The organism is Bradyrhizobium manausense, assembly GCF_001440035.1.
Classification (GTDB): Bacteria; Pseudomonadota; Alphaproteobacteria; order Rhizobiales; family Xanthobacteraceae; genus Bradyrhizobium; species Bradyrhizobium manausense.
Genome location: NZ_LJYG01000101.1, coordinates 134,773 through 159,690, shown reverse-complemented (window position 1 = coordinate 159,690; position 24,918 = coordinate 134,773). Strand labels below are relative to the sequence as shown.

Sequence of the window (24,918 nt, the reverse complement as noted above, 5' to 3'; positions counted from 1 at the left end):
GCCGGCCCAGCAGCCGGCCGCGCAACGCCGGCTCGGGGTGCTCTCGGTCACATCAGCCGATGAGGTGATCGGTCAGGCCAACCTCGTCGAGGCGCTGGCCGCTCATGGCTGGAAGGGAGAGGACAATCTCAGGATCGACTGGCGCAGCAGCGCCGGCGATCGGACGCGCCTCGCGCAGCTTGCCGACGAGCTGATCGCGCTTAAGCCCGACATCCTGCTCGCGCTCGGCACGCCGTCGGTGGAGGAGCTGCGCCGGCGTACCACGACGATCCCGATCGTGTTTGCGGTGGTCACCGATCCGGTCAGCCAGGGCCTTGTCCAGAACCTCGCCCATCCCGGCGGCAACATCACCGGATTCACTGATTACGACGGTCCGCTCGCCGGCAAATGGCTGGAGATGCTGACGCAGGTCACGCCAAAGGTCTCCCGTGCCTTCGTCGTCTACAATCCTGCCACCGCGCCATTCGCGACGCTGATGCTGCATACGCTCGAGCAGGCCGCACGGACGCTGCATGTGACTATCGAGCCTGCGCCGGTGCATGATGTCGCTTCGATCGCCACGCTGGCCGCGCGCAAGGATGGCGGTTTCCTCGTCCTGCCTGACTTCTTCGCCATCGCGAACCGCGCGCCGCTGCTGGCGGCGATTGAGCAGGCGCATCTCCCGGCTGTGTTTTGCATCCGCGCCTTTGTCGATGAGGGCGGGCTGATGTCCTACAGCACGGACAGTGCCGAGCAGCTCCGACGCGCGGCGGGCTATATCGATCGCATTCTGAAGGGTGCCTTGCCGGCCGACCTCCCGGTCCAGAATCCGACCAAGTTCGAGCTGGCGATCAATCTTAAAACGGCCAGGGCGATTGGCGTCACGCTTCCCCCCGGCCTGCTCGCAATCGCGAACGAGGTCATCGAGTAGCGTCGCTATTTGTTAATTTTTGCCGCTAGGTCTGGGCCGTCGCGCTTTCAAGGGCCCTTCGCAAATACATAATCGTGACCGTTCGTGCATCCAGCGTCTTGTGCGGAAAGGCACCGATGCCGACGTGAAAGGCGGCCGCTGAACCGGTAGGGTGCTGATCCCGACCAATGACAGCGCGGGAAGGGCCTGTTTCCCGGCTTCTTTCCCACCTTGGAGGAGATATGAGCGGTTTCGATATTTTTGCGATTGTTCTGGTGTTGCTCGTCATCATCACGCTGATTGCCGGCGTGAAGACGGTGCCACAGGGCTATGACTGGACCATCGAGCGGTTCGGCAAATACACGCAGACGCTGAGCCCCGGGCTCAATCTGATCGTGCCCTATTTCGATCGTGTCGGGCGCAAGATCAACATGATGGAGCAGGTGATCGACATTCCCGAGCAGGAGGTCATCACCAAGGACAACGCCACCGTGACGGTGGACGGCGTCGCCTTCTATCAGGTGTTCGACGCGGCGAAGGCCAGCTACGAGGTCGCCAACCTCAACCAGGCCATCACGGTGCTCACCATGACCAACATCCGCTCGGTGATGGGCTCGATGGATCTCGACCAGGTGCTGTCGCATCGCGACGAGATCAACGAGCGCCTCCTGCGCGTCGTCGACGCCGCGGTCTCGCCCTGGGGCGTCAAGGTCAACCGCATCGAGATCAAGGACATCGTGCCGCCCGCCGACCTCGTCGAGGCCATGGGCCGGCAGATGAAGGCCGAGCGCGTCAAGCGCGCCGACATCTTAGCCGCCGAAGGCCAGCGCCAGTCCGAGATCCTGCGCGCCGAGGGCGCCAAGCAGGGCCAGATTCTCCAGGCCGAAGGCCGCAAGGAAGCGGCGTTTCGCGACGCCGAAGCGCGTGAGCGGTCCGCCGAGGCCGAGGCCAAGGCGACGCAGATGGTCAGTGAGGCCATCGCCAAGGGTGACGTCGCGGCGCTGAACTACTTTATCGCCGATAAATACATCAAGGCGTTCGGCCAGTTCGCGGAGGCGCCGAACCAGAAGATCATCATGCTGCCGATGGAGGCGACCAGCATGCTCGGCTCGCTCGCCGGCATCGGCGAGATCGCCAAGGCAACGTTCGGAGAAAGTGCTGCGTCGGCGGTCGCTGCGGCCCGTCGCGGCGGTTCGGTGCCGCCGTCAGGTCCGACGCCGCCGACTCCACCGGCCGTGCCGTGAAGGCAGCATTGAGAGAGGTCGTGTCATGACCAACATGTTCGTATCGCTCGGCAGCTGGAACTGGCTGATCTTCGGCTTCATCCTGATGGCGCTGGAGGTGGTCGCGCCGGGCGTGTTCCTGTTCTGGCTCGGGCTTGCCGCGCTTTTGGTCGGCCTGATCTCGTTCGTTACAGTGATCTCCTGGCAGATCCAGCTGGTGATGTTCGCGGTGTTCGCAGCGGCCGCCGTGCCGGTATGGCGCCGGCTCGCCCGGCCGAAGCCGGATGACAGTGCCAGTCCCTTCCTCAACAGGCGAACCGAGGCGCTGCTCGGCCGCGAGTTCACGCTGGAGAAGCCGATCATCGACGGCAACGGCACCGTGCGCATCGGCGACACGGTGTGGCGCGTCGCAGGCCCGGATACGCCGGCAGGCACGCGGGTGAAGGTGGTGCAGGTGGATGGTGCCAACCTGACGGTGGCGGCGGCGTGAGCCGCCGTCATTGCGAGCGCAAGCGAAGCAATCCAGACTGTCTCCGCGGAAAGACTCTGGATTGCTTCGCTGCGCTTGCAATGACGAGCTTGCGGATGGAGCGCCAGACTCAGCCAGCGCTCTTGCTTCGCCACCTCTCCGCAAACCGGTGCAGCGGCATGACCATCTCGCCCAGCTCGCGTCCGAGCGCCGTCAATCCATAACCGCCGCCGTCACCGAGCTCGACAAACCCCGCCTCGCGCAGTTCCGTCAGCCGCGCCTGCAGCACTGTCGGCGAAGCCTCGTCGCAGGCCGTGCGCAACGCACGCGAGGTGAGGGGTTTTTCGCGCAACTCCCACAAGATCCGCAAAGCCCAGCGCCGCCCCAGCAGATCGAGCAGCACCATGATCGGCCGCCCGGTGCGCGAGCCGCGCACGCGGCGGTCCCCCGAGCCCGTCTGTTTCGCCATCAGCCCCTCTTGCCACTTGCTACAGATAATGTAGCGTATTGCTACATTATCTGTAGCAAAGAGGGCGCCCATGTCATCCCCGCCTCCGCGTATCGCCCCGCTCACGCCGCCTTATCCACCGGAGACCCAGGCGCAGTTCGATCGCATCATGCGCGGCGCGCCGCCGCTGATGTTGTTTCGGGTGATGGCGGGTCATGGTCGCGCCTGGGACAAGTTTCGCGCCGGCGGCCTGCTCGATCCCGGCCCGTTATCGTTGCGAGAGCGCGAGATCGTCATTGACCGCACCTGCGCGCTGAACAGATGCGAATATGAATGGGGCGTCCATGTCGCGGTCTTTGCCGCGCCGGCAAAACTCACCGAGGATGAGGTCCGTGCGACGGTCGAGGGCGATGCCAGCTCATCCTGCTGGTCACCTGCCGAGCGGGCCCTGATCGCCGCCGTGGATGCGCTGCACACATGCGCGACGTTCACCGACGCCGAGTTCGCAGCACTGTCGGCGCATTACGACGAGGCGCAGATCCTGGAGATCATGTTGCTGTGCGGCTTTTATCGTACCGTCTCGTATCTGGCGAACGGGCTGCGATTGCCGCTGGAAGAGAAGGCGGCGCGGTTTCCAACGGTCTAACCACGCGTCATTGCGAGGAGCTCTTGCGACGAAGCAATCCAGACTGTCCCGCTACGCTCGCAATGACGAGGATAGAGCGGTGCCTTACGCCACGCCCGCGCGCAGCAGATCGTGCAGATGCACGATACCGACCACCTTGTCCGCCTCGGTCACCACAAGCGTCGTGATCTTGCGCGTGTTCAGCACCTCGATCATCTCCGTCGCCAGCATCGAGGGCGGCACGGTCTTGGGCTGCCTGGTCATGATCTCGTCGACCGACGCGGTCAAAAGGTCCGGCCGCATGTGGCGGCGCAGATCGCCGTCGGTAATGATGCCGATCGCCTCGTTGGCGTCGTTGACGATGCAGACACAGCCCAAGCCCTTGGCCGACATCTCCATCACCGCGTCCGACATTTTGGTGCCGAGCGGCTTGACCGGGATTTCGGCGCCGGTGCGCATGTAGTCGCGGACGAATTTCAGCATGGCGCCGAGCTTGCCGCCGGGATGGAAATGCGCGAATTCCAGCGCAGTGAAGCCGCGGCCCTCGAGCAGCGCAATCGCAATGGCATCGCCGATCGCGACCTGCATCATGGTCGAGGTGGTCGGCGCCAGATTGTGCGGGCAGGCCTCGCGCGCCTTCGGTAGCTCGATGACGATGTCGGCGGCCTGGCCGAGCGAGGACGCTGCGTTCGACGTCACCGCGATCATCGGGATTGCAAAGCGCGCCGAGTAGTTCACCAGCGTCTTCATCTCCGGCTGCTCGCCGGACCAGGACAGCGCCATGATGACGTCGTCGGCGGTGATCATGCCGAGGTCGCCATGGGCGGCTTCCGCGGTGTGGACGAAGAAGGCCGGTGTGCCTGTCGAGGCCAGGGTCGCCGCGATCTTGCGGGCCATGTGGCCGGACTTGCCGAGACCGGTGACGATGACGCGGCCCTTGGCGTTGCGGATCAGGTCGACCGATTTCGCGAACGGCTCGCCGAGCGGGCCGCGCAGCGCGGCCGCAAGCGCGTTGATGCCGCCGCTCTCGGTCTCCAGCGTGCGGAGCGCGGATTCAACGGATGTAGGGGTGAGGCCGGATGAGGAGGTCATCAGCGGTATCGAACTCGGCATAGACAAGGTCCAAGGAGGAGGGGCGTCGGCCCAGTGGTCGCCTCCTTAGCACGCCCCGGCCGATCAGGCGACGCGCGCGCCAAAGCCCGCAACGGGTCATTAACCATAATTGTTTTAACTCCATTAACGATGGTTCCCCCGCACCGGCGGAAAGCCGTCGTTGAAGTATTTGATTTTGTTGGAGTTATTTTATCGTGGGGTCGCCTCCAGGCAGGGGCCGGAGCCGCAGCGCGTGCGCTTTCCGCGCTGCCTTGCCGTGCCTGCTGCTATCAGCGCTGGAAAGCTCACCAGTGGCGGCCCAGAGCCTCACGCCCGATCTGTTCAATCCCAGCCGCGGCGGCTTCGTGGCGCCTGACGCGCTGCCGATGCGCCGCACGGCGGGCGTCTTGCAGGCGCCGTCGGACGCGGTCCCGCAGCCGCCAGATCCCAACGGCGATCCGCGCAAGAAAAGCGATGCGCCGGCGACCACGCGCGTCGGTCAGGTGCCCAGCTACGGGCTGCCCGCCGCGAACGGCGCGAGCAGCTCGGGCTACGATTCGCTCAATCGCAAGCGCCAGCAGCCAAAACTCTATCCGGGCCAGCTGAAGCCGAAGAAGCCCGCCGGCCCCGGCTCGCCGGTGCCAGCTGCAACGCCGGCGGTCTCCACGCTGGGACCGCCGCGCATTGCGCCGCCGCCATCGGAGACCGCGCACAAGACGCCGCTGCCGCCGGCGATGGCCGGTGTCGTGCCCGGCCAGCCGCTGCGCCGCCGCCTCAAGGTCGACGACGATGCGTTCGGCGCGGTCGGCGACTACGCCGGCAGTTTTCTGATCAAGGGCGGGCTCGAGCTCTCCACCGGCTATGACACCAATCCGGCGCGTCTCAGCAAGCCGGTCGGCTCGCCTGTCTACGTCGTCGCGCCGGATCTTCTTGTCATGTCCGACTGGGAGCGCCACGCGCTGGTCGCCGATTTGCGCGGCTCGTTCTCCGGCTACACCAACAATATGCCGGCGACGATCGACGGGCTTCCTTCGCCCTCGCCGGTCGAGATCAACCGCCCCGATTTCACCGGCCATGTCGACGGCCGCTACGACGTCGACCGCGATCTCAAGCTGACCTCGCAGCTGCGGCTGCGGCTCGCCACCGACAATCCCGGCAGCCCGAACGTGCAGGCGGGCCTGCAGAAATATCCTGTCTACGCCACCTATGGCGGCACCTTCGGCTTCGACCAGACCTTCAATCGTTTCCAGGTCGCCGCCGGCGCCACGATCGATCGCACCGCCTACACCGATTCAAAGCTCACCGACGGCTCGACCTTCAGCAATGACGACCGCGACTTCAACCAGTATGGCGGCGTCGGCCGCTTCTCCTACGAGCTCAAGCCGGGCTTAAAACCGTTCGTCGAGATCGAGGGCGACAACCGCGTCCACGACCAGGCGGCCGACCGCAACGGTTACTTGCGCAATTCAAACGGCGGTTACGCCAAGATCGGCTCGTCCTTCGAATTCTCGCGCATCCTCACCGGCGAAGTCTCGGTCGGCTATTCCGCGCGCAACTATGTCGACCCGCGCCTGAGCCAGCTCTCGGGCTTCCTGACCTCGGGCTCGCTGATCTGGAACGCCAGCGGGCTGACGACGGTGAAGTTCAACACCGACACGCAGATCGCGGAAACCACCATCCCCGGCTCCTCCGGCGTGCTGGTGCACACCTATGCCGCCGAAGTCGACCACGATTTCCGCCGCTGGCTCACCGCGATCGGCAAGTTCACCTACGGCACCTACGACTACCAGGGCCAGAATCGCAACGACAAGACCTACTCGCTCGAAGGCAATCTGATCTACAAGCTCAACCGCAACATCTGGATCAAGGGGACGCTGCGCCACGACATCCTGGATTCGAACCAGCCGGGCTCGAGCTCGCAGGGGACGGTGGTGATGCTGGGGGTGAGGCTGCAGAATTAGCTCCGCTCGTCATTCCGGGGCGCGCCACTTGGCGCGAGCCCGGAATCCATCAGGCCTCAGTGTTCGCGGATAAATGGATTCCGGGCTCGCGCTTCGCGCGCCCCGGAATGACGAAACCTACCGCGGCAGATCCGTCTTCCCCATCAGGAACGTATCGATCGACCTGGCACACAGCCGACCCTCACGGATCGCCCACACCACCAGCGATTGCCCACGCCGCATGTCGCCGGCGGAGAACACGTTCGGGCGCGAGGTCTGGTAGTCGAGCGTGTTGGCCTTGACGTTGCCGCGCGGGTCGAGATCGACTGCGAGCTGCTTCAAGAGGCCCTCGTGCACGGGATGGACGAAGCCCATCGCGAGCAGCACCAGCTCGGCGTCGAGCTCGAACTCGGTGCCTTCGATCGGCTTGAACTTGTCGTCGACGCGGACGCAGTGCAGCTTCTTGACCTTGCCGTTCTCGCCGGAAAACTTCTGCGTCAGCACGGCGTATTCGCGGATCGCGCCTTCGGCCTGGCTCGAGGACGTGCGCATCTTCAGCGGCCAGTTCGGCCAGGTCAGGGCCTTGTTCTCGCGCTCGGGCGGGGCGGGCATGATCTCGAGCTGGGTCACCGACAGCGCGCCCTGGCGCAGCGAGGTGCCGATGCAGTCGGATCCGGTGTCGCCGCCGCCGATGACGACGACATGCTTGCCGCCGGCCAAGATCTCCTTGACGCCGTTCAGCGGCTCCTCGGAGACGCGGCGGTTCTGCTGCGGCAGGAAGTCCATCGCGTAGTGGATGCCGTCGAGCTCGCGGTCGGGAATCGGCAGATCGCGCGGAGCTTCGGCACCGCCGGTCAGCGCCACCGCGTCATACTCGTTGAGCATCTCGCGCGGATCGACATTGCCGGCCGCGCCGACATGGCTGTTGTAGTGGAAGGTGACGCCTTCGGCTTCCATCTGCTTGACGCGACGGTCGATGATGCCCTTCTCCATCTTGAAGTCGGGGATGCCATAGCGAAGCAGCCCGCCGGCCTTGGCGTACTTCTCGTAGACATGCACGTCGTGGCCGGCGCGCGCGAGCTGCTGCGCGCAGGCCATGCCGGCCGGGCCGGAGCCGATCACCGCGACCTTCTTGCCGGTCTTGACCGCAGCGATCTCAGGCTTCAGCCAGCCATTGTCCCAGGCGCGGTCGACGATCGCGCATTCGATGGTCTTGATGGTGACAGGGTTGTCGTCGATGTTGAGCGTGCAGGACGCTTCGCATGGCGCAGGACAAATGCGGCCGGTGAACTCCGGAAAATTGTTGGTCGAGTGCAGGTTGCGCGAGGCTTCTTCCCAGTTGCCCTGATAGACGAGGTCGTTGAAGTCAGGGATCTGGTTGTTGACCGGGCAGCCGGGCGTGCCCGGCGCGACCGAGCCGGTGCCATGGCAATAGGGAATGCCGCAATTCATGCAGCGCGCGGCCTGGTCGCGCGTTTCCTTCTCGGTCAAGGGAACGACGAATTCCTTGTAATGCTTCACGCGCTCGGCGACCGGGGTGTACTTGCGATCGTGCCGTTCGATTTCGAGAAAACCCGTGATCTTGCCCATTAAACCCGAAGTCCCTGCCGCTTAAATTCGTTCTGTTTCTTGCTCGTCGTCATTGCGAGGAGCTCTTGCGGCGAAGCAATCCAGTCTGTTTCCGCGGAGAGTTTCTGGATTGCTTCGCTGCGCTCGCAACGACGGGGTGTGATGCCTTACGCCCCGATCGCGATTTTCGGCTCGGCGTCCGCGTTGGCCGCCATTTCGCGCAGCGCGCGCCGGTACTCGACCGGCATCACCTTGCGGAATTTCGGCAGCCATTCCTTCCAATTGGCAAGGACGTCGGCCGCGCGCTCGGAGCCGGTCGCCTTGGCATGGCGCGTGATCAGGACGTGCAGCCTCTCGACGTCGGAGGCGAGCAGGTTCTGGAACACGTCGACCCGGCCGTGGGCTTCGAGGTCCCCGGCATGGTGATAGGTGCCGGCGTTGATCAGCTCTTCGGACAACACCGGCTCGAGCTCGACCATGCTGAGATTGCACAGCTTGTCGAAATCGCCGGTCTCGTCGAGCACGTAGGCGATGCCGCCGGACATGCCCGCCGCAAAGTTGCGCCCGGTCTTGCCGAGCACGACCACGATGCCGCCGGTCATGTATTCGCAGCAATGATCGCCCGCGCCTTCGACCACGGCGACCGCGCCCGAGTTGCGCACGGCAAAGCGTTCGCCGGCGACGCCGCGGAAGTAGCACTCGCCCTCGATCGCGCCGTACATCACGGTGTTGCCGACGATGATGCTCTCTTCCGGCACGATGGCGGAGTTCTTCGGCGGCTTGACGATGATCTTGCCGCCCGACAGGCCTTTGCCGACATAGTCGTTGGCTTCGCCTTCGAGCTCGAAGGTGACGCCATGAGCGAGCCACGCCCCGAACGCCTGGCCGGCGGTGCCCTTGAGGCTGACATGGATGGTGTCATGCGGCAGGCCGGCATGGCCATAGATCTTGGCGACCGCGCCCGACAGCATCGCGCCCGCGGAGCGATTGGTGCTGTTGATCGCAGCCTCGATTCTGACCGGCGCGCCGCGGTCGAGCGAAGGCTGCGCCTGCGCGATGAGCGAGCGGTCGAGCACCGCCTCCAGATGATGGTTCTGGCGCTCGGAGTGATAGATCTTCTGGCCCTTCTCTTCCTTCTGCTTGACGAACAGCTTGGAGAAATCGAGGCCCTTGGCCTTCCAGTGCGCCACCAGCCTGGTCTGGTCGAGTAGCTGAACCTGGCCGACCATCTCGTTGAAGGTGCGGAAGCCGAGCGAGGCCATGATCTCGCGGACTTCCTCCGCGACGAAGAAGAAGTAGTTGATCACGTGCTCGGGCTGGCCGGTGAAGCGCTTGCGCAGGACGGGATCCTGCGTCGCGACGCCGACCGGGCAGGTGTTGAGATGGCACTTGCGCATCATGATGCAGCCGGCCGCGATCAGGGGCGCGGTGGCGAAGCCGAACTCGTCGGCGCCGAGCAGCGCGCCGATCACGACGTCGCGCCCGGTGCGGAAGCCGCCATCGACCTGGACCACGATGCGGCTGCGCAGCCGCTCGCGCACCAGCGTCTGGTGGGTTTCGGCAAGGCCGATTTCCCAGGGGCTGCCGGCGTGCTTGATCGAGGTCAGCGGCGATGCGCCGGTGCCGCCCTCGAAGCCCGCGATGGTGACATGGTCGGCGCGCGCCTTGGCAACGCCTGCGGCCACCGTGCCGACGCCGATCTCGGAGACCAGCTTGACCGAAACGTCACCCGTCGGGTTGACGTTCTTGAGGTCATAGATCAGCTGCGCCAGATCCTCGATTGAGTAGATGTCGTGGTGCGGCGGCGGCGAGATCAGGCCGACGCCCGGGGTCGAGTGACGCACTTTGGCGATGGTCGCGTCGACCTTGTGGCCGGGCAGCTGGCCGCCTTCGCCGGGCTTGGCACCCTGCGCCATCTTGATCTGCATCATGTCGGAGTTGACGAGATACTCCGTGGTGACGCCGAAGCGGCCCGAGGCGACCTGCTTGATCGCCGAACGCATGGAATCGCCGTTCGGCATCGGCTTGAAGCGGTCGGCTTCCTCGCCGCCTTCACCGGTGTTCGACTTGCCGCCGATCCGGTTCATGGCGATCGCGAGCGTCGTGTGCGCCTCGCGCGAGATCGAGCCGAAGCTCATCGCACCGGTGGCGAAGCGCCTGACGATGTCCTTGGCCGGCTCGACCTGCTCGATCGGGATCGGCTTGCGCTTCTCTTCCTCCGCGTTCTTGATCCGGAACAGGCCGCGCAGCGTCAGCAGGCGTTCGGACTGCTCGTTCAGGATCTTGGCGAAGGCACGATAGCGCTCCTGCGAATTGCCGCGCGCGGCGTGCTGGAGCAGCGAGACCGACTCGGCGGTCCAGGCGTGGTCCTCGCCGCGGCTGCGGTAGGCGTATTCGCCGCCGACATCGAGCGCGTTCTTGTAGACCAGCGCCTCGCCGAAGGCGTCGGCATGACGGCGCACGGCTTCCTCGGCAATCTCGGCAAGGCCAACGCCTTCGACGCGGGTATGCGTGCCGGCGAAGAATTTTCCGACGAAATCGGCCTTGAGGCCGACCGCGTCAAAAATCTGCGCGCCGCAATAGGACTGGTAGGTCGAGATGCCCATCTTGGACATCACCTTCAGCAGGCCCTTGCCGATCGACTTGATGTAGCGCTTGACGATCTCGTAGTCGTCGAGCGAGCCGGGCAGGCGGTCCTTCATCGCGATGATGGTTTCGAACGCGAGGTAAGGATTGATCGCTTCGGCGCCGTAGCCGGCAAGGCACGCGAAGTGATGCACCTCGCGCGGCTCGCCGGATTCGACGACCAGACCGACCGAGGTGCGCAGGCCCGTGCGGATCAAATGATGATGCACGGAGGCGCAGGCCAGCAGCGACGGGATCGGAACCCGGTCCGTGCCGACCATGCGGTCGGACAGGATGATGATGTTGACGCCCTCGCGCACGGCGGCTTCCGCGCGCGCGCAGAGCTCGTCGAGCACCTGGTCCATCCCGGCCGCGCCGAGACCGGCATGGAAGGTGGTATCCAGCGTGCGCGACTTGAAGTGCGTGTCGGCCACGTCGGAGATCGAGCGGATCTTTTCGAGATCCGCGTCGGTCAGGATCGGCTGGCGCGCTTCCAGGCGCTTGGTGGTGGCAAGGCCCTGCAGATCGAACAGGTTCGGCCGCGGTCCGATGATGGAGACGAGGCTCATCACCAGCTCCTCGCGGATCGGGTCGATCGGCGGGTTGGTGACCTGCGCAAAATTCTGCTTGAAGTAGGTGAACAGCGGCTTGGCCTTGTCCGACAGCGCCGAGATCGGCGTGTCGTTGCCCATCGAGCCCGCGGCTTCCTCACCGGTGGCTGCCATCGGCGTCATCAGGATGGAAATGTCTTCCTGGCTGTAGCCGAACGCCTGCTGGCGATCGAGCAGCGACAGGTTCGAGCGCACGCCGGTGGTCGGCACCTTCGGCAGGTCTTCCAGCACGATCTGGGTCCGCTCCAGCCACTCCTTGTAGGGATGGCTCTTGGCGAGCTCGGCCTTGATCTCGTCGTCAGGAATGAGACGACCCTGCTCGAGGTCGACCAGCAGCATCTTGCCCGGCTGCAGGCGCCACTTGGTGATGATCTGGTCCTCGGGGATCGTCAGCACGCCCATTTCGGACGCCATCACGATGCGGTCGTCCTTGGTGACGAGATAGCGCGCCGGCCGCAGGCCGTTGCGGTCGAGCGTGGCGCCGATCTGGCGGCCGTCGGTGAAGGCGATCGCGGCGGGGCCGTCCCACGGCTCCATCAGGGCAGCGTGATATTCGTAGAAGGCGCGGCGCTTCTCATCCATCAAGGGATTGCCGGCCCACGCCTCGGGGATCATCATCATGACGGCATGCGGCAGCGAGTAGCCGCCCTGCACCAGGAATTCGAGCGCGTTGTCGAAGCAGGCGGTGTCCGACTGGCCTTCGTAAGAGATCGGCCAGAGCCGGTTGATGTCCTTGCCGTATAGCTCGGAGCTCACCGAGGCCTGCCGCGCCGCCATCCAGTTGGTGTTGCCGCGCAGCGTGTTGATCTCGCCGTTATGCGCGATCATGCGATAGGGATGCGCCAGCGACCACGCCGGGAAGGTGTTGGTCGAGAAGCGCTGGTGAACCAGCGCGAGCGCACTCTCGAAATCCTTTTCGTGCAAATCGGGATAGTACTTGCCGAGCTGGTCGGCGAGGAACATGCCCTTGTAGATCACGGTGCGGCAGGACATCGAGCAGGGATAATAGCCCGCAAGGCCGCGGTCGCGGCGCTGGTAGATCGCCTGCGAGATCGACTTGCGCAGGATGTAGAGCCGGCGCTCGAACTCGTCTTCGGTCTTGGCGACGCCGTTGCGGCCGATGAACACCTGCATGCAGGCGGGCTCGGTCGGCTTCACGGTGACGCCGAGCGAGGAATTGTCGGTCGGCACGTCGCGCCAGCCGAGCAGGGTCAGGCCTTCCGCCTTGATCTGGTCGGCGATGATGCTCTTGATGACGTTGCGCCAGGCGGTGTCGCGCGGCATGAACAGCGCACCGATGGCGTATTCACCGGGCGCCGGCAGCTCGAACTTGTTCTCCTTGGCCTTGCGGCTGAAGAAGGCATGCGGGATCTGCACCAGGATGCCGGCGCCGTCACCGGCGCGCGGGTCGGCGCCGACCGCGCCGCGATGCTCGAGGTTGCAGAGGATGCTCAGCGCGTCCGAGACGATCTCGTGCGACTTCTTGCCCTTGATGTTGGCGATGAAGCCGACGCCGCAGGAGTCCTTCTCCAGGCTCGGATCGTACAGGCCTTCGGCTTCCGGCCGTGAATTGTGCTCCTGAATCGGATCGGTCGTTTTCGAGGCGACCGTCGCCGACAGCTCTTCTGCCACGATGTTTCCGCGCTCGAATTGCGACCCGTTCATTGTTCCAATCCTCTCCATGCGGCAAGCTGCCTCACCGCCATCTTCGGCGCACCTTCGGCGTTCCGCGGCACCCGCCTGGGTCACCGCTCGTCCGCTGCGAGCCGCATTTTCTTAAATTCAGGCCAAGGCGTTCTTCGTCCCCGAGAACGGCTTTTCCTGTTGCCTTATGGTGCTCGGAAGCACCGACTTTCGTTGCAATCCCTGTGCCGGGACCGCAAGCAAAATTGAGACAGTCTTCCTGTCCTAAACGTCACCTTGCCAAATTTTTGTCTATCACACAAGCGCGCGGAAGTCCCGATTCCTCATAAGTCAATCGATCGCTTTCCAAAAGTTGCGCGGCCCCGGTTTTGAAGCAAACGCGCCCCGATCCGGCCCAAGCGGCGCCGAAATCCCCAATGAAGCTTCACCTCAGCCCTTCGAAAGGCGCGCCACGCCGCAAGAAGCGAAAGAGCGCTGACCATTCGGGGGCCTGACAGGAGCGTGCCGACCATGAAGTTTTTCACAGGATGTGTGGCCGCCGCCGCGCTGGCGCTGGTGGCAAATGCCGCGGAGGCCCAGGTTTCGGCGAGCGGGGCCTATATCGCGGTCTCGGATTTCGACGGGCCCTACGCCCCGCCGGTGGCCGCGCCGCCACCGCGTTACGGCTATGGCTATGGCTACGGCTATGGCTATGAGGAGCGCGGCGAGGGTCCGGCGCTGCTGCCGGCGACCGAGGTCTATGCCGTGCTGCGCGACAACGGCTTCTCGCCGACAGGCATCCCCCACCTGCGCGGCACGGTCTACACCATCGCGGCGATCGACCGCCGCGGCGGCGACGGCCGGCTCGTGATCGACGCCCGCGATGGCCGGATCATCCGCTTCATGCCGGCCGCTGACGCCTATGGCATGGCGCCAGCCTATGAGGAGCCGCAGGTGGCACCTTACCGGCCGCAAGGCGCACTGCCGCCGCCGACCATGGTCCGTGGCGGCCCGCCGCGCCCGCCTGCCTCGATCCCGCATGTCGCCAGCCGCGCCGTGCCGCTGCCGAAGGCGGCTCCGCAGCGTGCCGAGACGCCGGTTGCGCCAGCCAAGCCGGCAGAGCAGGCGACGCAGGTCCAACCCGCACAGCAGACCGCGGCCGTGCAAGCAAGACCCGCGCAGGCGGCGCCGATCGTGGGCCAGGCCAAGCCGGCTCCGGCGATCCTGCCGACCCAGGAGATGCCGGCGGTGCAAGGATTGGATTAGGCGAGGCTGCGCATCACACCATCGGTGTCGTCCCGGCCCCGTGCGCAATTGCGCACTAGGCCGGGGCGACATCGTGGAGGGAGGTTGGCAAAACGAAAGGCGCCCGAGCACTCAGGCGCCTTTTGCATTTCCGCCATCGCCGCTCAGCTCCGCGGGTACCCCGCCGCCTCCAGGATCAAATTCGCCACCTCCTTCGGATGCGACACCAGCGAGAGGTGGCCGGCGTCGAGCTCGATCGTGGTGGCGTTCATGCGCTTGGCGAGGAAGCGTTCGAAATCGGGATTGATGGTGCCGTCGTTCTTCGACACCGCATACCAGCTCGGCTTCGTGTGCCAGGCGGCCTCCGTGGTGCGGCCGGCGAAGATCGAGGCGGCTGTCGGCCATTGCACGGCGTAGAGCTCCTTGGCTTGTTCCGGCTTCACGCCATTGGCGAAATAATTCAGGAAGGCGTCTTCCGAGAGTTTCGTGAAGCCGTCGCGCTCGACGATGCCGGCGCGTGCCGGTCCCGTCGGAAACTGCTTCGACAGCGCGACAAAGTCCTCGGCGGCATCGGGGGCGCGCGCGGCGATGTAGACGAGGCCGGTGACCTTTGGATCGGTGCCGACCTGGCTGATCACGGTGCCGCCCCAGGAATGCGCAACCAGCACGGTCGGGCCATCCTGCTCGGCCAGCACACGCCTGGTCGCCTCGACGGAGTCCGCAAGCGACGACAGCGGATTCTGCACGGCCGTCACGTGAAGGCCGGCGGCCTGGAGCATCGGGATCACCTCCGACCAGCTCGAACCGTCGGCCCAGGCGCCGTGCACCAGCACGACGTTGTTGGCTTTCACGGTCTGTGGCGTCTGCGCATGGGCAAGGCTGATGGGGGCCGCCAGCAGGCTCGCGGCGACGAAAAGGCTGCGCCAGAAAGTCATGATCATTCTCCGTCTTGTTTTGGTTAGCGATGTCCAAAGGACGGAGCGAGAGGCGGGGGTGTTACGCTGCTCACCTGCCTGTGATGCGGTGCAATATCGTCATTAGATGGGAGACGGCGGCCCAGGACGACGTTGAGGAGATGCTGTGCGTAAAGCGCAAAAAACGCCCCGGGGGCACCGGGGCGTTTTCGCAACTTGGAGATCGCACGTGCGCCTTACGCGGCGACCGAGCTCTCGATCACCTGCGCCTTGGCAGCGCCGGTGTTGATCGCGATCTGGCGCGGCTTCTTGGCTTCGGGGATCTCGCGCACGAGGTCGACGTGAAGCAGGCCGTTCTCGAGCGAGGCGTCCTTCACCTGCACGAAGTCGGCAAGCTGGAAGGCGCGCTCGAAGGCGCGGGCGGCGATGCCGCGATAGAGCACCTCGGACTTCGAGTTCTCGTTGGCGACTTTCTCGCCCTTGATCGTCAGCGTGTTTTCCTTCGCGACGATGGAGAGCTCATCCTTGGAGAAGCCCGAGACCGCAACGCTGATGCGGTAGGCGTTCTCGCCGGTGCGCTCGATGTTGTAGGGGGGATAACCGGGGCTGCCGTCAGTGCCTGCCTGGTCGAGCAGGTTGAAGAGGCGGTCGAAGCCGACGGTGGAACGATAGAACGGGGTGAGATCGTAGCTACGCATGGTCAAGTCCTCCATTGAGCGACTGTTGGTAACCCGCCCGCCAATCGGGCCGGGCTTAGTCTGTGTGCAGCCTGATGTTCCGGTTCCGAAACACTGGTAGCGGCCTGCACTGAAATGATATGGGTGGGTCCAGACGGCGTTCAAGAGGGCGGAATCAGCGCCTTTTCGACGCTCCCGCCCCTTGATCTCAAGCACTTGAGGACAGCACTTGGCGCCCACGCACTCCCGATCATGACGCTGGTTTCGATTCCGTCCAACCCCGTTCCCGAAGACGTCGTCAGCGGCACCATCAAGACCTCGGATGGCGTCGAGCTGCGCTTTGCGCGCTGGGCGCCGCCGGCGAACCGCAAGGGCACGGTCTGCGTCTTCACCGGGCGCAGCGAGCAGATCGAGAAATATTTCGAGACCGTGCGCGATCTGCGCGACCGCGGCTTTGCGGTGGCGATGATCGACTGGCGCGGGCAGGGGCATTCCGCGCGGCGTCTGCGCGATCCGCGCAAGGGCTATGTGCGCAACTTCTCCGACTACGAGATCGACGTCGAAGCCTTCGTGCAGCAGGTGGTGCTGCCGGACTGTCCGCCGCCCTTCTTCGCGCTGGCCCATTCCATGGGCGGCGCGGTGCTGCTGCGGCTGGCGCATGCGGGCAAGCGCTGGTTCGATCGTATGGTGCTGACCGCGCCGATGATCGACCTGCCGGGGCGAGCCACCTCGTTTCCGGTGCGGGCGCTGTTGAAGACGATGCGCATGCTGGGACGGGGCGGCGCCTACGTTCCCGGCGGCAGCGATCACCTCACCGGGCTGTCGCCTTTCATCAACAATCCGCTGACCAGCGATCCCGTGCGCTATGCGCGCAATGCCGCGATCCTCGAGGAGGACCCGACGCTGGGCCTGGCGTCACCGACGGTCGCCTGGGCCGATACCGCCTTTCGCGCTATGCACACCTTCAAGGGCATCAACTACCCCTCCGAGATCCGCCAGCCGATCCTGATGCTGGCGGCCTCCAATGACGCCGTGGTCTCGACCGCCGCGATCGAGGAGTTCGCCTACCATTTGCGCGCCGGCTCGCATCTTGTGATCGCGGGTTCCAAGCACGAGATCCTCCAGGAGCAGGACCGCTACCGCTCCCAGTTCTGGGCCGCGTTCGACGCCTTCGTGCCGGGCACGCCGCTGTTCAAGTAGCCGCATTCTCCGTCATTGCGAGGAGCCCTTGCGACGAAGCAATCCAGACTGCCTCCTCGGAGAGACTCTGGATTGCTTCGCTGCGCTCGCAATGACGGTGCGGAGGCATTTTGCCTCTCCCCGCAGCCGCCTTCGCTGAAGCTGCGGCGGACAAGAGCTGGGAGAGGTGAAACGCTCACAGCGTCTTCAGATACTCGATCAGATCGTAGCGCTCTTGCTCCCTCAGCACGCGGCCGATGGTGCCGTCCTTGCCGGGACCCGGCGTGCCATCGAACGAGTGGCCGGCATTGCTGTTGCCGACCAGGTCGGTGCCGTCGGCAGCTCGCGTCGAGAAGCGCGACTGCCCGGTCTTGCAGCTCTCGCCGTCGGTGACCGCGAAGCCGACCTGCTTCGGATCGTAGTCGCGGCCACCGCCCATGCAGAACGACTTGGGACGTTCGGCTGCGGGGCTCAGCATCCAGTAGAGCGACGGCACCGATCCGTTGTGCAGGTAAGGCGCGGTGGCCCACACGCCGTTGAGCGGTCGGGCGCGATACCACGGCCCCGGCTCGTTCTTCTCGGCAGGCTGCGGACCGGGATTGGGGCAATTCTTTCGCGCACCCCACCAGATATTCTGGACCTTCGGGTCGATCTTGGCGTCGTCCATTGCCTTGCGGCTGACGATGTCGACGAGCACCATCAGGCCAAGCGCGTACGGCATGTCGGTCGAGGAGACATCAGGCAGATTGCAGTTCCACCAGCCATTGAGATTCTGCGTGGGATCGAGCTTGAGAAAGCCCGGCACCTGAACCGTGCGGGTTGCCAACACACTGGCCTGAGAGGAATCGGTCCCCATGCCCCGGGCGCTCTTCTGCACCTCGTTCAGGAATTTGTCGTCGCCGATGCTCTGCCAGCGGTCCGAGGACCAGATGCTCTGTTGCGGAAATTCGATGTCGAACACGGGATCGTTGACCGGACCGAGATGGCATTCGACGCAGATGTCCGCATAGAGCTTGCGGCCGCGTTTGACGCGGTCGCCATCGATCTTCCAGGCATCGTCGCCGAAGATGTCCGAGGGCCATTTCGGCGATGTCAGTCCGGAGAGCTGCTTCTTCGGATAAGGCGCCGATCCTTTCAGCAGATCCTCGATCCAGTTCAGATTCTTGATGTCGATCGACGAGCGGAACAGCGCGTCCTTGGGCGTGGCGTCGGAGAGATTCAACAGCGCGGTCACGCCCAGTGCTTCGCCCGCGTTGCGGATCAGCGGCTGCTCGATGGAGGCGTCATACTGGGCATATTTGAGCCAGGGCACGGTCCAGATCGGCGGGAAGCTCACCGGTGCGTCCCTGGCGTGCAGATTCTTCTCAAAGCCGCTGAGGCCGCTGAGCGTCATGTCCTGGGAGAAGACCTGATTGCCGATGCGATTGAGCGCATCGAGGCGGCCATATCCTTCCTCGGTGTCCTGCTGTGGCTCGTCCCGCCTCGTCTTCTCGTTGAACCTCGTCTTGCCTTCGATGGTTTTGGCGTAGGTCTTCTCCCAGTCGACCAGGAAGGTGCCGATCGCGCTCAGCTTCTGCTTCAGCGCATCGCGGTCCGCATCGCTGGCGGAGGGGCCGAGCACGCGATCGGCAAAGCGCTTGAAGCGGCCCGGCACGTAGAGCGTGTAGGCGATCGACAGGCCGGTCGTGACCTCGAGCTTCCTAAGGTCGGTCATCGCCGGGCCGCCGTCGAAGCGGATGTCGATGCCCTTGTAGTGGATCTGTCCGGTGTGGCAGGCGGCGCAGGTGAGGCCGATCCGGTCCTCGCCGATCTTGCCGGTCGCAGGATCAGGCACGCCGGTCATGCGCGCAAAGCCGACGGGCAGGCCGTCGACGTTTTCGGCCTGCTTGCCCCAATTGACCGGCGGATCCCACAGCCGCCCCGGCACCGGCCTGGTCTTGTCATAGACATTGGCATAGCCGAAGCGGCGCAGCGTCGCCTCATCGGTGTTGATCGTCTGCGGGCTCGGGATGAAGCCGAAGCGCTGCAGATGGTCGCTGTCGTGCAGCATGCCGGGCTTTGCGAAGAAATGCAGCCGCGGCTGCTCCAGCGCCATGAACCAGCTATAGGGCACCGGGAAGGTCGCAGTGCCCTGGCTGGCGTGATGAAACCAGTGCCGGTCCTCCAGCGCCCAGTTTTGCTCGAGCCAGTACGCGGCACGGGGCTCGACGTGCCGGGGTAATGGCGGCGCCACCAGATTGCCGAGGATGCCGGGCAGCATCGGCTGGAATTGATCGGGAAAGCGCAACGCTACGATGCCAAAGACGAGGAGAGCGGCAACGAGGCCGCCGACGGCACGTAAGATCAGTGAAGGCGGGCGGACCGGCTGGCTGACCATCCGCCGGGTGACCCTCTCAGGGAATTTGCGCTCGTTGAACAATGTCCTTACCTCGGCCACGCTGAGATAGCGGTCGTCACCCTGACCCTTGCCCATAATCCTGAGCAGGATCGGCCATTCGAACTTCATCAGGAGCGAGTAATACCAGCGTGCCTGATTGCCGGCGCGCTTGAGATTATCGTTCATGAAGGTCTGGATCTGCGAGGCGTTGAGGCCGGTCTCGCTGCCGCCAGCGGGATCGGCATAGGTGCTGCCGAACCCGGCGAGCCGCGCGATCTGGTCCTCGCTGACCGTCCCGTCGACGCCGAGGATGCGCGAGCCGGCGCCGAGCTTGTCGAGCGGGCCGCCGCGCAAGCGGTTGAGCTGTGCGCCCCAGAACATGCTTTGCAGAATGTGACAGGCGCCGTTGGCGATCAGCGCGACGCCGCGGACCTGGACGCGGGCCGAACTCTTCTTCAGCCCGGTCTCACCGCTTGCATTTGCGATGGTCTGCGACAGCGTCCGCAGCGGCACGGTGCCGCCGTCGACAAAGCCTTCGCCGACGAGGCCACGCAGGAAAGGGCAGGGATTGTTCGGCGAGACCTGAATCGAGGGGTCGAAGGGGGGCTTCGAGACGGGGTCGTTCATGGCCCAAGATCCTGAAAACAGCGAATCGCGAATAAGGACGCGCCGATACAGCGCGGAAAAGTCCTAACAAACCGACAGCAACCTATACTACTTCAACGTGTGGGGAAGTGTGGCCGAATTCACTGTCATGTCAAAAAACCCGGAGGCGCGATCGCGGCTCGGCCTCAGGATTCGGCGGCGCGTCTGACGTCGCTCTGGACCAGCGTCAGCTTGCTGGCCGGTACGCCCGCCTTCAAGAGCCCGTCGCGGTAATGCGCGATGTCCTCGGGCCGCTTCCAGTGAAAATTCCGCAAATGGCGGTCGACATTCAGCGTCGGGTAATTGCGCATCAATACGCCTGTCGCCTCGCTCGCATCAGCGGTCCGGCCCATCTGCGCCAGCGCCGCGGCGCTGATCGCCAGAGCCTGCATATGGTTCGGGTTGATGTAGAGCTGCTCGCGGGCCCAGGACAGAGTCGCGTCATACTGGCGGAGGAGATAATGGCTGAAGGCGTTCAGCGCCGCCCATTGATAGCGCGGGTCGCTGTTGTCGCGCTGGGCGGCCATCGAGAACAGCTCGATCGCCTGGCGGTGCTCGCCGACCATGAAATGGCAGATGCCGAGCACGCCGCGCGCGCCCATGTCGTAGGGGTTGAGCGCGACCGCGCGCTTGGCGGCGTCCATCGCTGCCTCGTGATGCCCCTCCATCGCATGCGCCCAGGACAGGATCGAGAACGCGAACGAGGAGCGCGGGTCGAGCCGCACGCTGGTTTCGGCGAGGTTCATCGCCTCGGCCCACATCTCGCGCGTGCCCTTGACCCAGCCGAACTGGATGCTCTGGATCTGGATCGTGGCGAGATAGGCATGCGCGATCGACAGCTTGGGATCGAGCGCGATCGCTTCCCTGAATAGCGCGACTGCGGTGGCCAGGTCTTCCTTGGTCTGCCGGTAGTAATGCGACAGCCCTTTCAGGAAGCGGTCCCAGGCCGTGACGTCGTTGGTCGGGCGCGCCGGCGCGGAGGCCTCGGCGCGGACGATCTCGGTGGCGATGGCTGCGGACAGATTGGTCGTGATCTCGTCCTGCATGGCGAAGAGGTCGCCGATGTCGCGGTCGTAGCGGCCGGTCCAGAGCTGCTCGCCGGTCTCTGGCGCGATCAACTCGGCGGTGACGCGGATCTTGGCGCCGGCGCGCCGCACCGAGCCCTGGATCAGATAGGTGGCATCGATCTCGCGCGCGATCACGCGGGTGCTCGCGTTCTTGCCTTTGAAGGCGAACGTCGAGTTGCGGCTCAGCACACGGTAGAAGGACTGCAGCGACAGCGCGTGGATCAGGTCCTCGGTCAGGCCGTCGGAGAAATATTCGTCCTGGGAGTCGCTGAGATTGGCAAACGGCAGCACGCCGACGATGGCGGTGCGGTAGGCTTGCGACAGCGTCGAGCCTTCCTTCAGCTCCGGCGCGAGCGCGGCGGCGCCGTCAGGCGTCCAGGTCCAGACCCCGAGCGGATCCTTGATGTTCTTGAAGCGGTGGTTGCCGCCATCGACCAGCGGCACGGTGAGATGCTTGCTGGCCTCGCTGTAGGCCTTGGCCGAGATCGCGAAGCCGCCGGGGCTCGCCACCGATTCGAGGCGGACGGCGATGTTGACGTCGTCGCCGAACACCTCGTCCTCGTCGGCGATGACGTCACCCATGTGGATGCCGAGCCGGAACTGCATGGCGCGGTCGGCAGGCAGATGACGGTTGCGCTCCGCCATCAGCAGCTGCATCGCCATCGCAGCCTCGGTGGCGCCGACGATGGAGGGGAATTCCAGCAGGAAGCCGTCGCCGGTGTTTTTCACGACACGGCCGCCGTGGTTGAGAATGATGGGATGGATCGCGTTGCGATGGGCCTTGAAGGCGGCATGGGTGCCGGCCTCGTCCCTGCCCATCATCCGGGAATAGCCGGCGACATCGGCGCAGACGATGGCGGCCAGACGTCTTTCCATATCCTCGGAGCTCCAAGGGAAAGGGCCCAGCCACTTGCGCGGCGGCAGCCCGCGAATCCCGCATTTCAAGAACTAGGCCTTTATAGAGCAGATGATGCCCAGATAAAGCAGATGATGCCCAGCGAAAGTATGATCCGCATTGCAAATTGATGCAAATCCTGACCATTTCCGATGGTGGACGGCGGGGTGCGAACGGACTAGGGCCAGTCCCTTGGGACGGACCTGCCGGGCGGCGAGGACCTTTTGATGCTGGGCATTCACGAAATCTGGCTCTTTGTCCTGTCCGGCGTGCTGCTCAACATCACGCCGGGGCCCGATACGGTCTATGTGATCGGCCGCAGCATGCAGATGGGCTGGCGCGGCGGCGCGGCCGCCGCCTTCGGCATCAGTTGCGGCTGCTTTTTCCATGTCGCGGGCGCGGCGATCGGCCTTTCCGCGCTTTTGATGGCCTCATCGACCGCATTCGGGGTGCTGAAGCTGGTCGGCGCGGCCTATCTGGTTCTGACTGGTCTTCAGATGCTGTGGTCGCGGCCTCGGCTTTTGGCGGTCAAGGACGAGGCGGAGCGCAGCTCGCTGCGGCGGGTCTTCCTCCAGGGCGTTTTCACCAACGCGCTCAATCCCAAGGTCGCGCTGTTCTTCCTGGCCTTCCTGCCTCAATTCGTCGCAGCCGACGCGCCGCACAAGCCGCTCGCTTTCCTGACGCTCGGCCTGATCTTCATCTTCACGGGCACGCTATGGTGCCTGGTGCTGGCGGCGTTCGCGGCGAAGGCCGCTCACCGGCTGCGGCAGTCCGAGGGTGTGATCGCCTGGGTCAATCGTGCACTCGGCGGCCTCTTCATCTATCTCGGCATCCGCGTCGCCATGCTGGAGACGCGGTAGCTTTGAGGCTGCGCAGGGTGGGTTAGCTTGGCGGCTGCGCGAAGCGCAGTCGCCACGCGTAACCCACCATGGCTCCTCGAATGTGGAACGAAGTTGGTGGGTTACGCTTCGCAGATTGCGCTTCGCGCTATCTGCGAAGCTAACCCACCCTACAGATCTCCTGTCAGGCGAATTCCTTCAGCAGCGCGCTGCCGGCGAGATAAACGCCGAGCAGGATCATCGCGACCAAAAACCAGCGGCGAAATGCCTCCGCCGGCATCCGCTGCCGCACTGACTGGCCGACATACATGCCGGCAAAGGCCATCGCCATGGCCACAGTGCCCGGCACGGCATTGGCTGGCGTCAGCAATCCGCCCGCGGTGAGGTTGAAGGCCAGCGCCAGCGTCGCCGTGGTGAAGAACACGCCGAGGGCCTGCACCAGCTCGTCCTTCTCCATCCCGATCGCCTGCATGAACGGCATCGAGGGGATCACCTGCACACCCGTCGAGGCCGAGATCACGCCGGTGACGACGCCAACCACGCCGCCGACCCATTTCTCGTTCCGGGGGGCGATGTAAAACTTGAATTTGCTGAGGCCAATAAGGGCATAGATCACCAGCAGGACGCCGAGCACCACGGTGCCGTAGCGCGCATGGGGGCCGGTCAGCGCGCCGGCGTTGAGCCAGCATCCGATCACGGTGCCGATCATCAGCGGCCACAGGCGCCTGAGGATGTCGCGCAAATGCGGGCCGACAAAGGTCTGCCAGATGTTGGTGACGATGGCGGGCACGATCACGATTGCGATCGCGCGACTCGGCGCCATGTTCACCGCAAGCAGGCCCATCGACACCGTCGGCAGGCCGAGCCCGACGACGCCCTTGACGAATCCGGCAACCAGGAAGACGGCGGCGATGAGAATGAGGAGTGGGTCAATCATAGCGCCACATTGACCGAAGCGGCGCGTGGGCACAATCTGAAGGTTACGGAGATAGCCTTCGTCGCCAACGAAGGCTGGACTTTGGAGAAAATCATCCGTGCGTTTCGACCTCGTCGACCTCCAGCTCTTCATCGCGGTCGCCGACCAGCGCAGCATCACTCGCGGCGCCGAACGGTCGCATCTGGCGCTAGCATCCGCCAGCGCGCGCATAAAAGGGCTCGAGGACGCGCTCGGCGTCGCGCTGCTCAAGCGCGGACGGCGCGGCGTGGAGCTGACCGCGGCCGGCGAGAGCCTGCTCGATCATGCCAGGCTCGTGATCCACCAGGTCGACGCCATGCGCGGCGATCTCGCCGGCTTTGCCAGCGGCGTGCGCGCCAGCGTGCACTTCCTCGCCAACACCTCAGGTCTCTCGGAGCATCTGCCGAAGGCGCTCGCCGGCTTCCTGCGCGAGCATCGTGACGTCGCCATCGACATCGAGGAGCGCGAGAGCACCGACATCGCGGCCGCGATCACCGCCGGCGCTGCCGATCTCGGCTTTGCCGCGGAGCACGCGCTGCCCGATCATATCGAGCGCTTCGTGTTCAGCGAGGACCGCCTGACGCTGGTGACGTCGAAACGCGGCCCGTTCGCCGGCCGCCGGCAGATCGATTTCCAGGAGGCGGGCTCTTGCGAGTTCGTCGGCCTTACCAGCGCCACCGCGCTTCAGATGCACATTTCAAAGCACGCCGCGCGGCTCGGCATGCGCCCGCATTTCCGCGCGCGCCTGCGTGACTTCGACGCGATCTGCCGGCTGGTCTCGGCCGATGTCGGCGTCGCCGTGGTGCCCGAAGCCGCCGCCCGCCGCTGTGCCAGGCTGATGCCGCTCGCCATGGTCCGCCTGCGCGACGCCTTCGCCAACCGCAAGCTCGTGATCTGCGCGCGCAGCTTCAAGGCGCTGCCGCGCCCGGCCAAGATGCTGGTGGAGCATTTAAGAGCCGAGGCAGTGTGAGGTGGCTCGAGAGACCGTCATGCCCGGGCTTGTCCCGGGCA

18 protein-coding genes are annotated in these 24,918 nt (G+C 64.9%); 9 read left to right on the top strand and 9 right to left on the bottom strand.

Annotated features, from left to right (window positions below; translation table 11 throughout):
- The 3 genes from AOQ71_RS25755 to AOQ71_RS25745 all read left to right on the top strand — a co-directional run.
- Positions 1-910, top strand: a 910-nt coding sequence (locus AOQ71_RS25755; RefSeq protein WP_245317129.1) for an ABC transporter substrate-binding protein, incomplete at its 5' end; no start/stop codon positions are given.
- Positions 911-1,131: 221 nt separating this feature from the next.
- Entirely contained in the window at positions 1,132-2,133 is a 1,002-nt protein-coding gene (locus AOQ71_RS25750; RefSeq protein WP_057752809.1) for an SPFH domain-containing protein, read from the top strand.
- Positions 2,134-2,158: 25 nt separating this feature from the next.
- Complete coding sequence (locus AOQ71_RS25745; protein ID WP_057752807.1) at positions 2,159-2,602, top strand: NfeD family protein; 444 nt, start codon at positions 2,159-2,161, stop codon at positions 2,600-2,602.
- A 109-nt stretch (positions 2,603-2,711) separates the two neighbouring features.
- On the opposite strand, the gene AOQ71_RS25740 is transcribed toward AOQ71_RS25745, so the two are convergent.
- The gene (locus AOQ71_RS25740) at positions 2,712-3,050 is read right to left on the bottom strand and encodes a winged helix-turn-helix transcriptional regulator (protein WP_057752805.1); all 339 of its coding nucleotides are present in this window, start codon (positions 3,048-3,050) and stop codon (positions 2,712-2,714) included.
- Between the two features lie 70 nt (positions 3,051-3,120).
- Here AOQ71_RS25740 and AOQ71_RS25735 point away from each other — a divergent pair, with 70 nt between their 5' ends.
- On the top strand, positions 3,121-3,675 hold the full coding sequence (locus AOQ71_RS25735) for a carboxymuconolactone decarboxylase family protein (protein ID WP_057752802.1): 555 nt from the start codon (positions 3,121-3,123) through the stop codon (positions 3,673-3,675).
- An 84-nt stretch (positions 3,676-3,759) separates the two neighbouring features.
- Here AOQ71_RS25735 and AOQ71_RS25730 read toward each other — a convergent pair whose 3' ends face one another.
- A complete protein-coding gene (locus AOQ71_RS25730) occupies positions 3,760-4,767 on the bottom strand; it encodes a KpsF/GutQ family sugar-phosphate isomerase (protein ID WP_057752800.1) in 1,008 nt (335 codons plus the stop codon).
- Positions 4,768-4,961: 194 nt separating this feature from the next.
- Here AOQ71_RS25730 and AOQ71_RS25725 point away from each other — a divergent pair, with 194 nt between their 5' ends.
- On the top strand, positions 4,962-6,707 hold the full coding sequence (locus tag AOQ71_RS25725) for an outer membrane beta-barrel protein (RefSeq protein ID WP_057752798.1): 1,746 nt from the start codon (positions 4,962-4,964) through the stop codon (positions 6,705-6,707).
- A 117-nt stretch (positions 6,708-6,824) separates the two neighbouring features.
- Here the strand turns inward: AOQ71_RS25725 and AOQ71_RS25720 are convergent, their stop codons facing one another.
- Entirely contained in the window at positions 6,825-8,276 is a 1,452-nt protein-coding gene (locus AOQ71_RS25720; RefSeq protein ID WP_057752796.1) for a glutamate synthase subunit beta, read from the bottom strand.
- A 146-nt stretch (positions 8,277-8,422) separates the two neighbouring features.
- Positions 8,423-13,156 carry a glutamate synthase large subunit gene (gene gltB / locus AOQ71_RS25715; RefSeq protein ID WP_057752794.1) on the bottom strand — a complete coding sequence of 1,578 codons (4,734 nt, stop codon included), beginning with the start codon at positions 13,154-13,156 and terminating at the stop codon, positions 8,423-8,425.
- 489 nt (positions 13,157-13,645) lie between these two features.
- Between gltB and AOQ71_RS25710 the strand changes: the two genes are divergently transcribed.
- Positions 13,646-14,380, top strand: coding sequence for a hypothetical protein (locus tag AOQ71_RS25710; protein WP_057752792.1), 735 nt, complete (start codon positions 13,646-13,648; stop codon positions 14,378-14,380).
- 143 nt (positions 14,381-14,523) lie between these two features.
- Here AOQ71_RS25710 and AOQ71_RS25705 read toward each other — a convergent pair whose 3' ends face one another.
- Both AOQ71_RS25705 and AOQ71_RS25700 read right to left on the bottom strand, forming a co-directional pair.
- Positions 14,524-15,294 carry an alpha/beta fold hydrolase gene (locus AOQ71_RS25705; RefSeq protein WP_057752932.1) on the bottom strand — a complete coding sequence of 257 codons (771 nt, stop codon included), beginning with the start codon at positions 15,292-15,294 and terminating at the stop codon, positions 14,524-14,526.
- Between the two features lie 215 nt (positions 15,295-15,509).
- Complete coding sequence (locus AOQ71_RS25700) at positions 15,510-15,971, bottom strand: Hsp20 family protein (RefSeq protein WP_057752931.1); 462 nt, start codon at positions 15,969-15,971, stop codon at positions 15,510-15,512.
- 231 nt (positions 15,972-16,202) lie between these two features.
- Between AOQ71_RS25700 and AOQ71_RS25695 the strand changes: the two genes are divergently transcribed.
- The gene (locus AOQ71_RS25695; RefSeq protein ID WP_057752790.1) at positions 16,203-17,150 is read left to right on the top strand and encodes an alpha/beta fold hydrolase; all 948 of its coding nucleotides are present in this window, start codon (positions 16,203-16,205) and stop codon (positions 17,148-17,150) included.
- Positions 17,151-17,325: 175 nt separating this feature from the next.
- Here the strand turns inward: AOQ71_RS25695 and AOQ71_RS25690 are convergent, their stop codons facing one another.
- Positions 17,326-20,133: a di-heme-cytochrome C peroxidase gene (locus AOQ71_RS25690; protein WP_057752788.1), complete on the bottom strand. Its 2,808-nt coding sequence runs from the start codon at positions 20,131-20,133 to the stop codon at positions 17,326-17,328.
- Between the two features lie 164 nt (positions 20,134-20,297).
- On the bottom strand, positions 20,298-22,094 hold the full coding sequence (locus AOQ71_RS25685; RefSeq protein ID WP_057752786.1) for an adenylate/guanylate cyclase domain-containing protein: 1,797 nt from the start codon (positions 22,092-22,094) through the stop codon (positions 20,298-20,300).
- 246 nt (positions 22,095-22,340) lie between these two features.
- Between AOQ71_RS25685 and AOQ71_RS25680 the strand changes: the two genes are divergently transcribed.
- Complete coding sequence (locus AOQ71_RS25680) at positions 22,341-22,973, top strand: LysE family translocator (RefSeq protein WP_057752783.1); 633 nt, start codon at positions 22,341-22,343, stop codon at positions 22,971-22,973.
- A 163-nt stretch (positions 22,974-23,136) separates the two neighbouring features.
- Here the strand turns inward: AOQ71_RS25680 and AOQ71_RS25675 are convergent, their stop codons facing one another.
- Complete coding sequence (locus AOQ71_RS25675; protein WP_057752781.1) at positions 23,137-23,889, bottom strand: sulfite exporter TauE/SafE family protein; 753 nt, start codon at positions 23,887-23,889, stop codon at positions 23,137-23,139.
- Between the two features lie 97 nt (positions 23,890-23,986).
- Between AOQ71_RS25675 and AOQ71_RS25670 the strand changes: the two genes are divergently transcribed.
- Entirely contained in the window at positions 23,987-24,877 is an 891-nt protein-coding gene (locus tag AOQ71_RS25670) for a LysR substrate-binding domain-containing protein (protein ID WP_057752779.1), read from the top strand.
- Positions 24,878-24,918: the final 41 nt, after the last annotated feature.

Bases quoted from the DNA above. Each gene is read 5' to 3' on its own strand.
- AOQ71_RS25740 (WP_057752805.1), bottom strand. From the start codon at position 3,050: ATGGCGAAACAGACGGGCTCGGGGGACCGCCGCGTGCGCGGCTCGCGC.
- AOQ71_RS25690 (WP_057752788.1), bottom strand. From the start codon at position 20,133: ATGAACGACCCCGTCTCGAAGCCCCCCTTCGACCCCTCGATTCAGGTC.
- AOQ71_RS25710 (WP_057752792.1), top strand. From the start codon at position 13,646: ATGAAGTTTTTCACAGGATGTGTGGCCGCCGCCGCGCTGGCGCTGGTG.
- AOQ71_RS25685 (WP_057752786.1), bottom strand. From the start codon at position 22,094: ATGGAAAGACGTCTGGCCGCCATCGTCTGCGCCGATGTCGCCGGCTAT.
- AOQ71_RS25720 (WP_057752796.1), bottom strand. From the start codon at position 8,276: ATGGGCAAGATCACGGGTTTTCTCGAAATCGAACGGCACGATCGCAAG.
- gltB (WP_057752794.1), bottom strand. From the start codon at position 13,156: ATGAACGGGTCGCAATTCGAGCGCGGAAACATCGTGGCAGAAGAGCTG.
- AOQ71_RS25750 (WP_057752809.1), top strand. From the start codon at position 1,132: ATGAGCGGTTTCGATATTTTTGCGATTGTTCTGGTGTTGCTCGTCATC.
- AOQ71_RS25700 (WP_057752931.1), bottom strand. From the start codon at position 15,971: ATGCGTAGCTACGATCTCACCCCGTTCTATCGTTCCACCGTCGGCTTC.
- AOQ71_RS25705 (WP_057752932.1), bottom strand. From the start codon at position 15,294: ATGACTTTCTGGCGCAGCCTTTTCGTCGCCGCGAGCCTGCTGGCGGCC.
- AOQ71_RS25730 (WP_057752800.1), bottom strand. From the start codon at position 4,767: ATGCCGAGTTCGATACCGCTGATGACCTCCTCATCCGGCCTCACCCCT.
- AOQ71_RS25745 (WP_057752807.1), top strand. From the start codon at position 2,159: ATGACCAACATGTTCGTATCGCTCGGCAGCTGGAACTGGCTGATCTTC.
- AOQ71_RS25735 (WP_057752802.1), top strand. From the start codon at position 3,121: ATGTCATCCCCGCCTCCGCGTATCGCCCCGCTCACGCCGCCTTATCCA.
- AOQ71_RS25695 (WP_057752790.1), top strand. From the start codon at position 16,203: ATGACGCTGGTTTCGATTCCGTCCAACCCCGTTCCCGAAGACGTCGTC.
- AOQ71_RS25675 (WP_057752781.1), bottom strand. From the start codon at position 23,889: ATGATTGACCCACTCCTCATTCTCATCGCCGCCGTCTTCCTGGTTGCC.
- AOQ71_RS25680 (WP_057752783.1), top strand. From the start codon at position 22,341: ATGCTGGGCATTCACGAAATCTGGCTCTTTGTCCTGTCCGGCGTGCTG.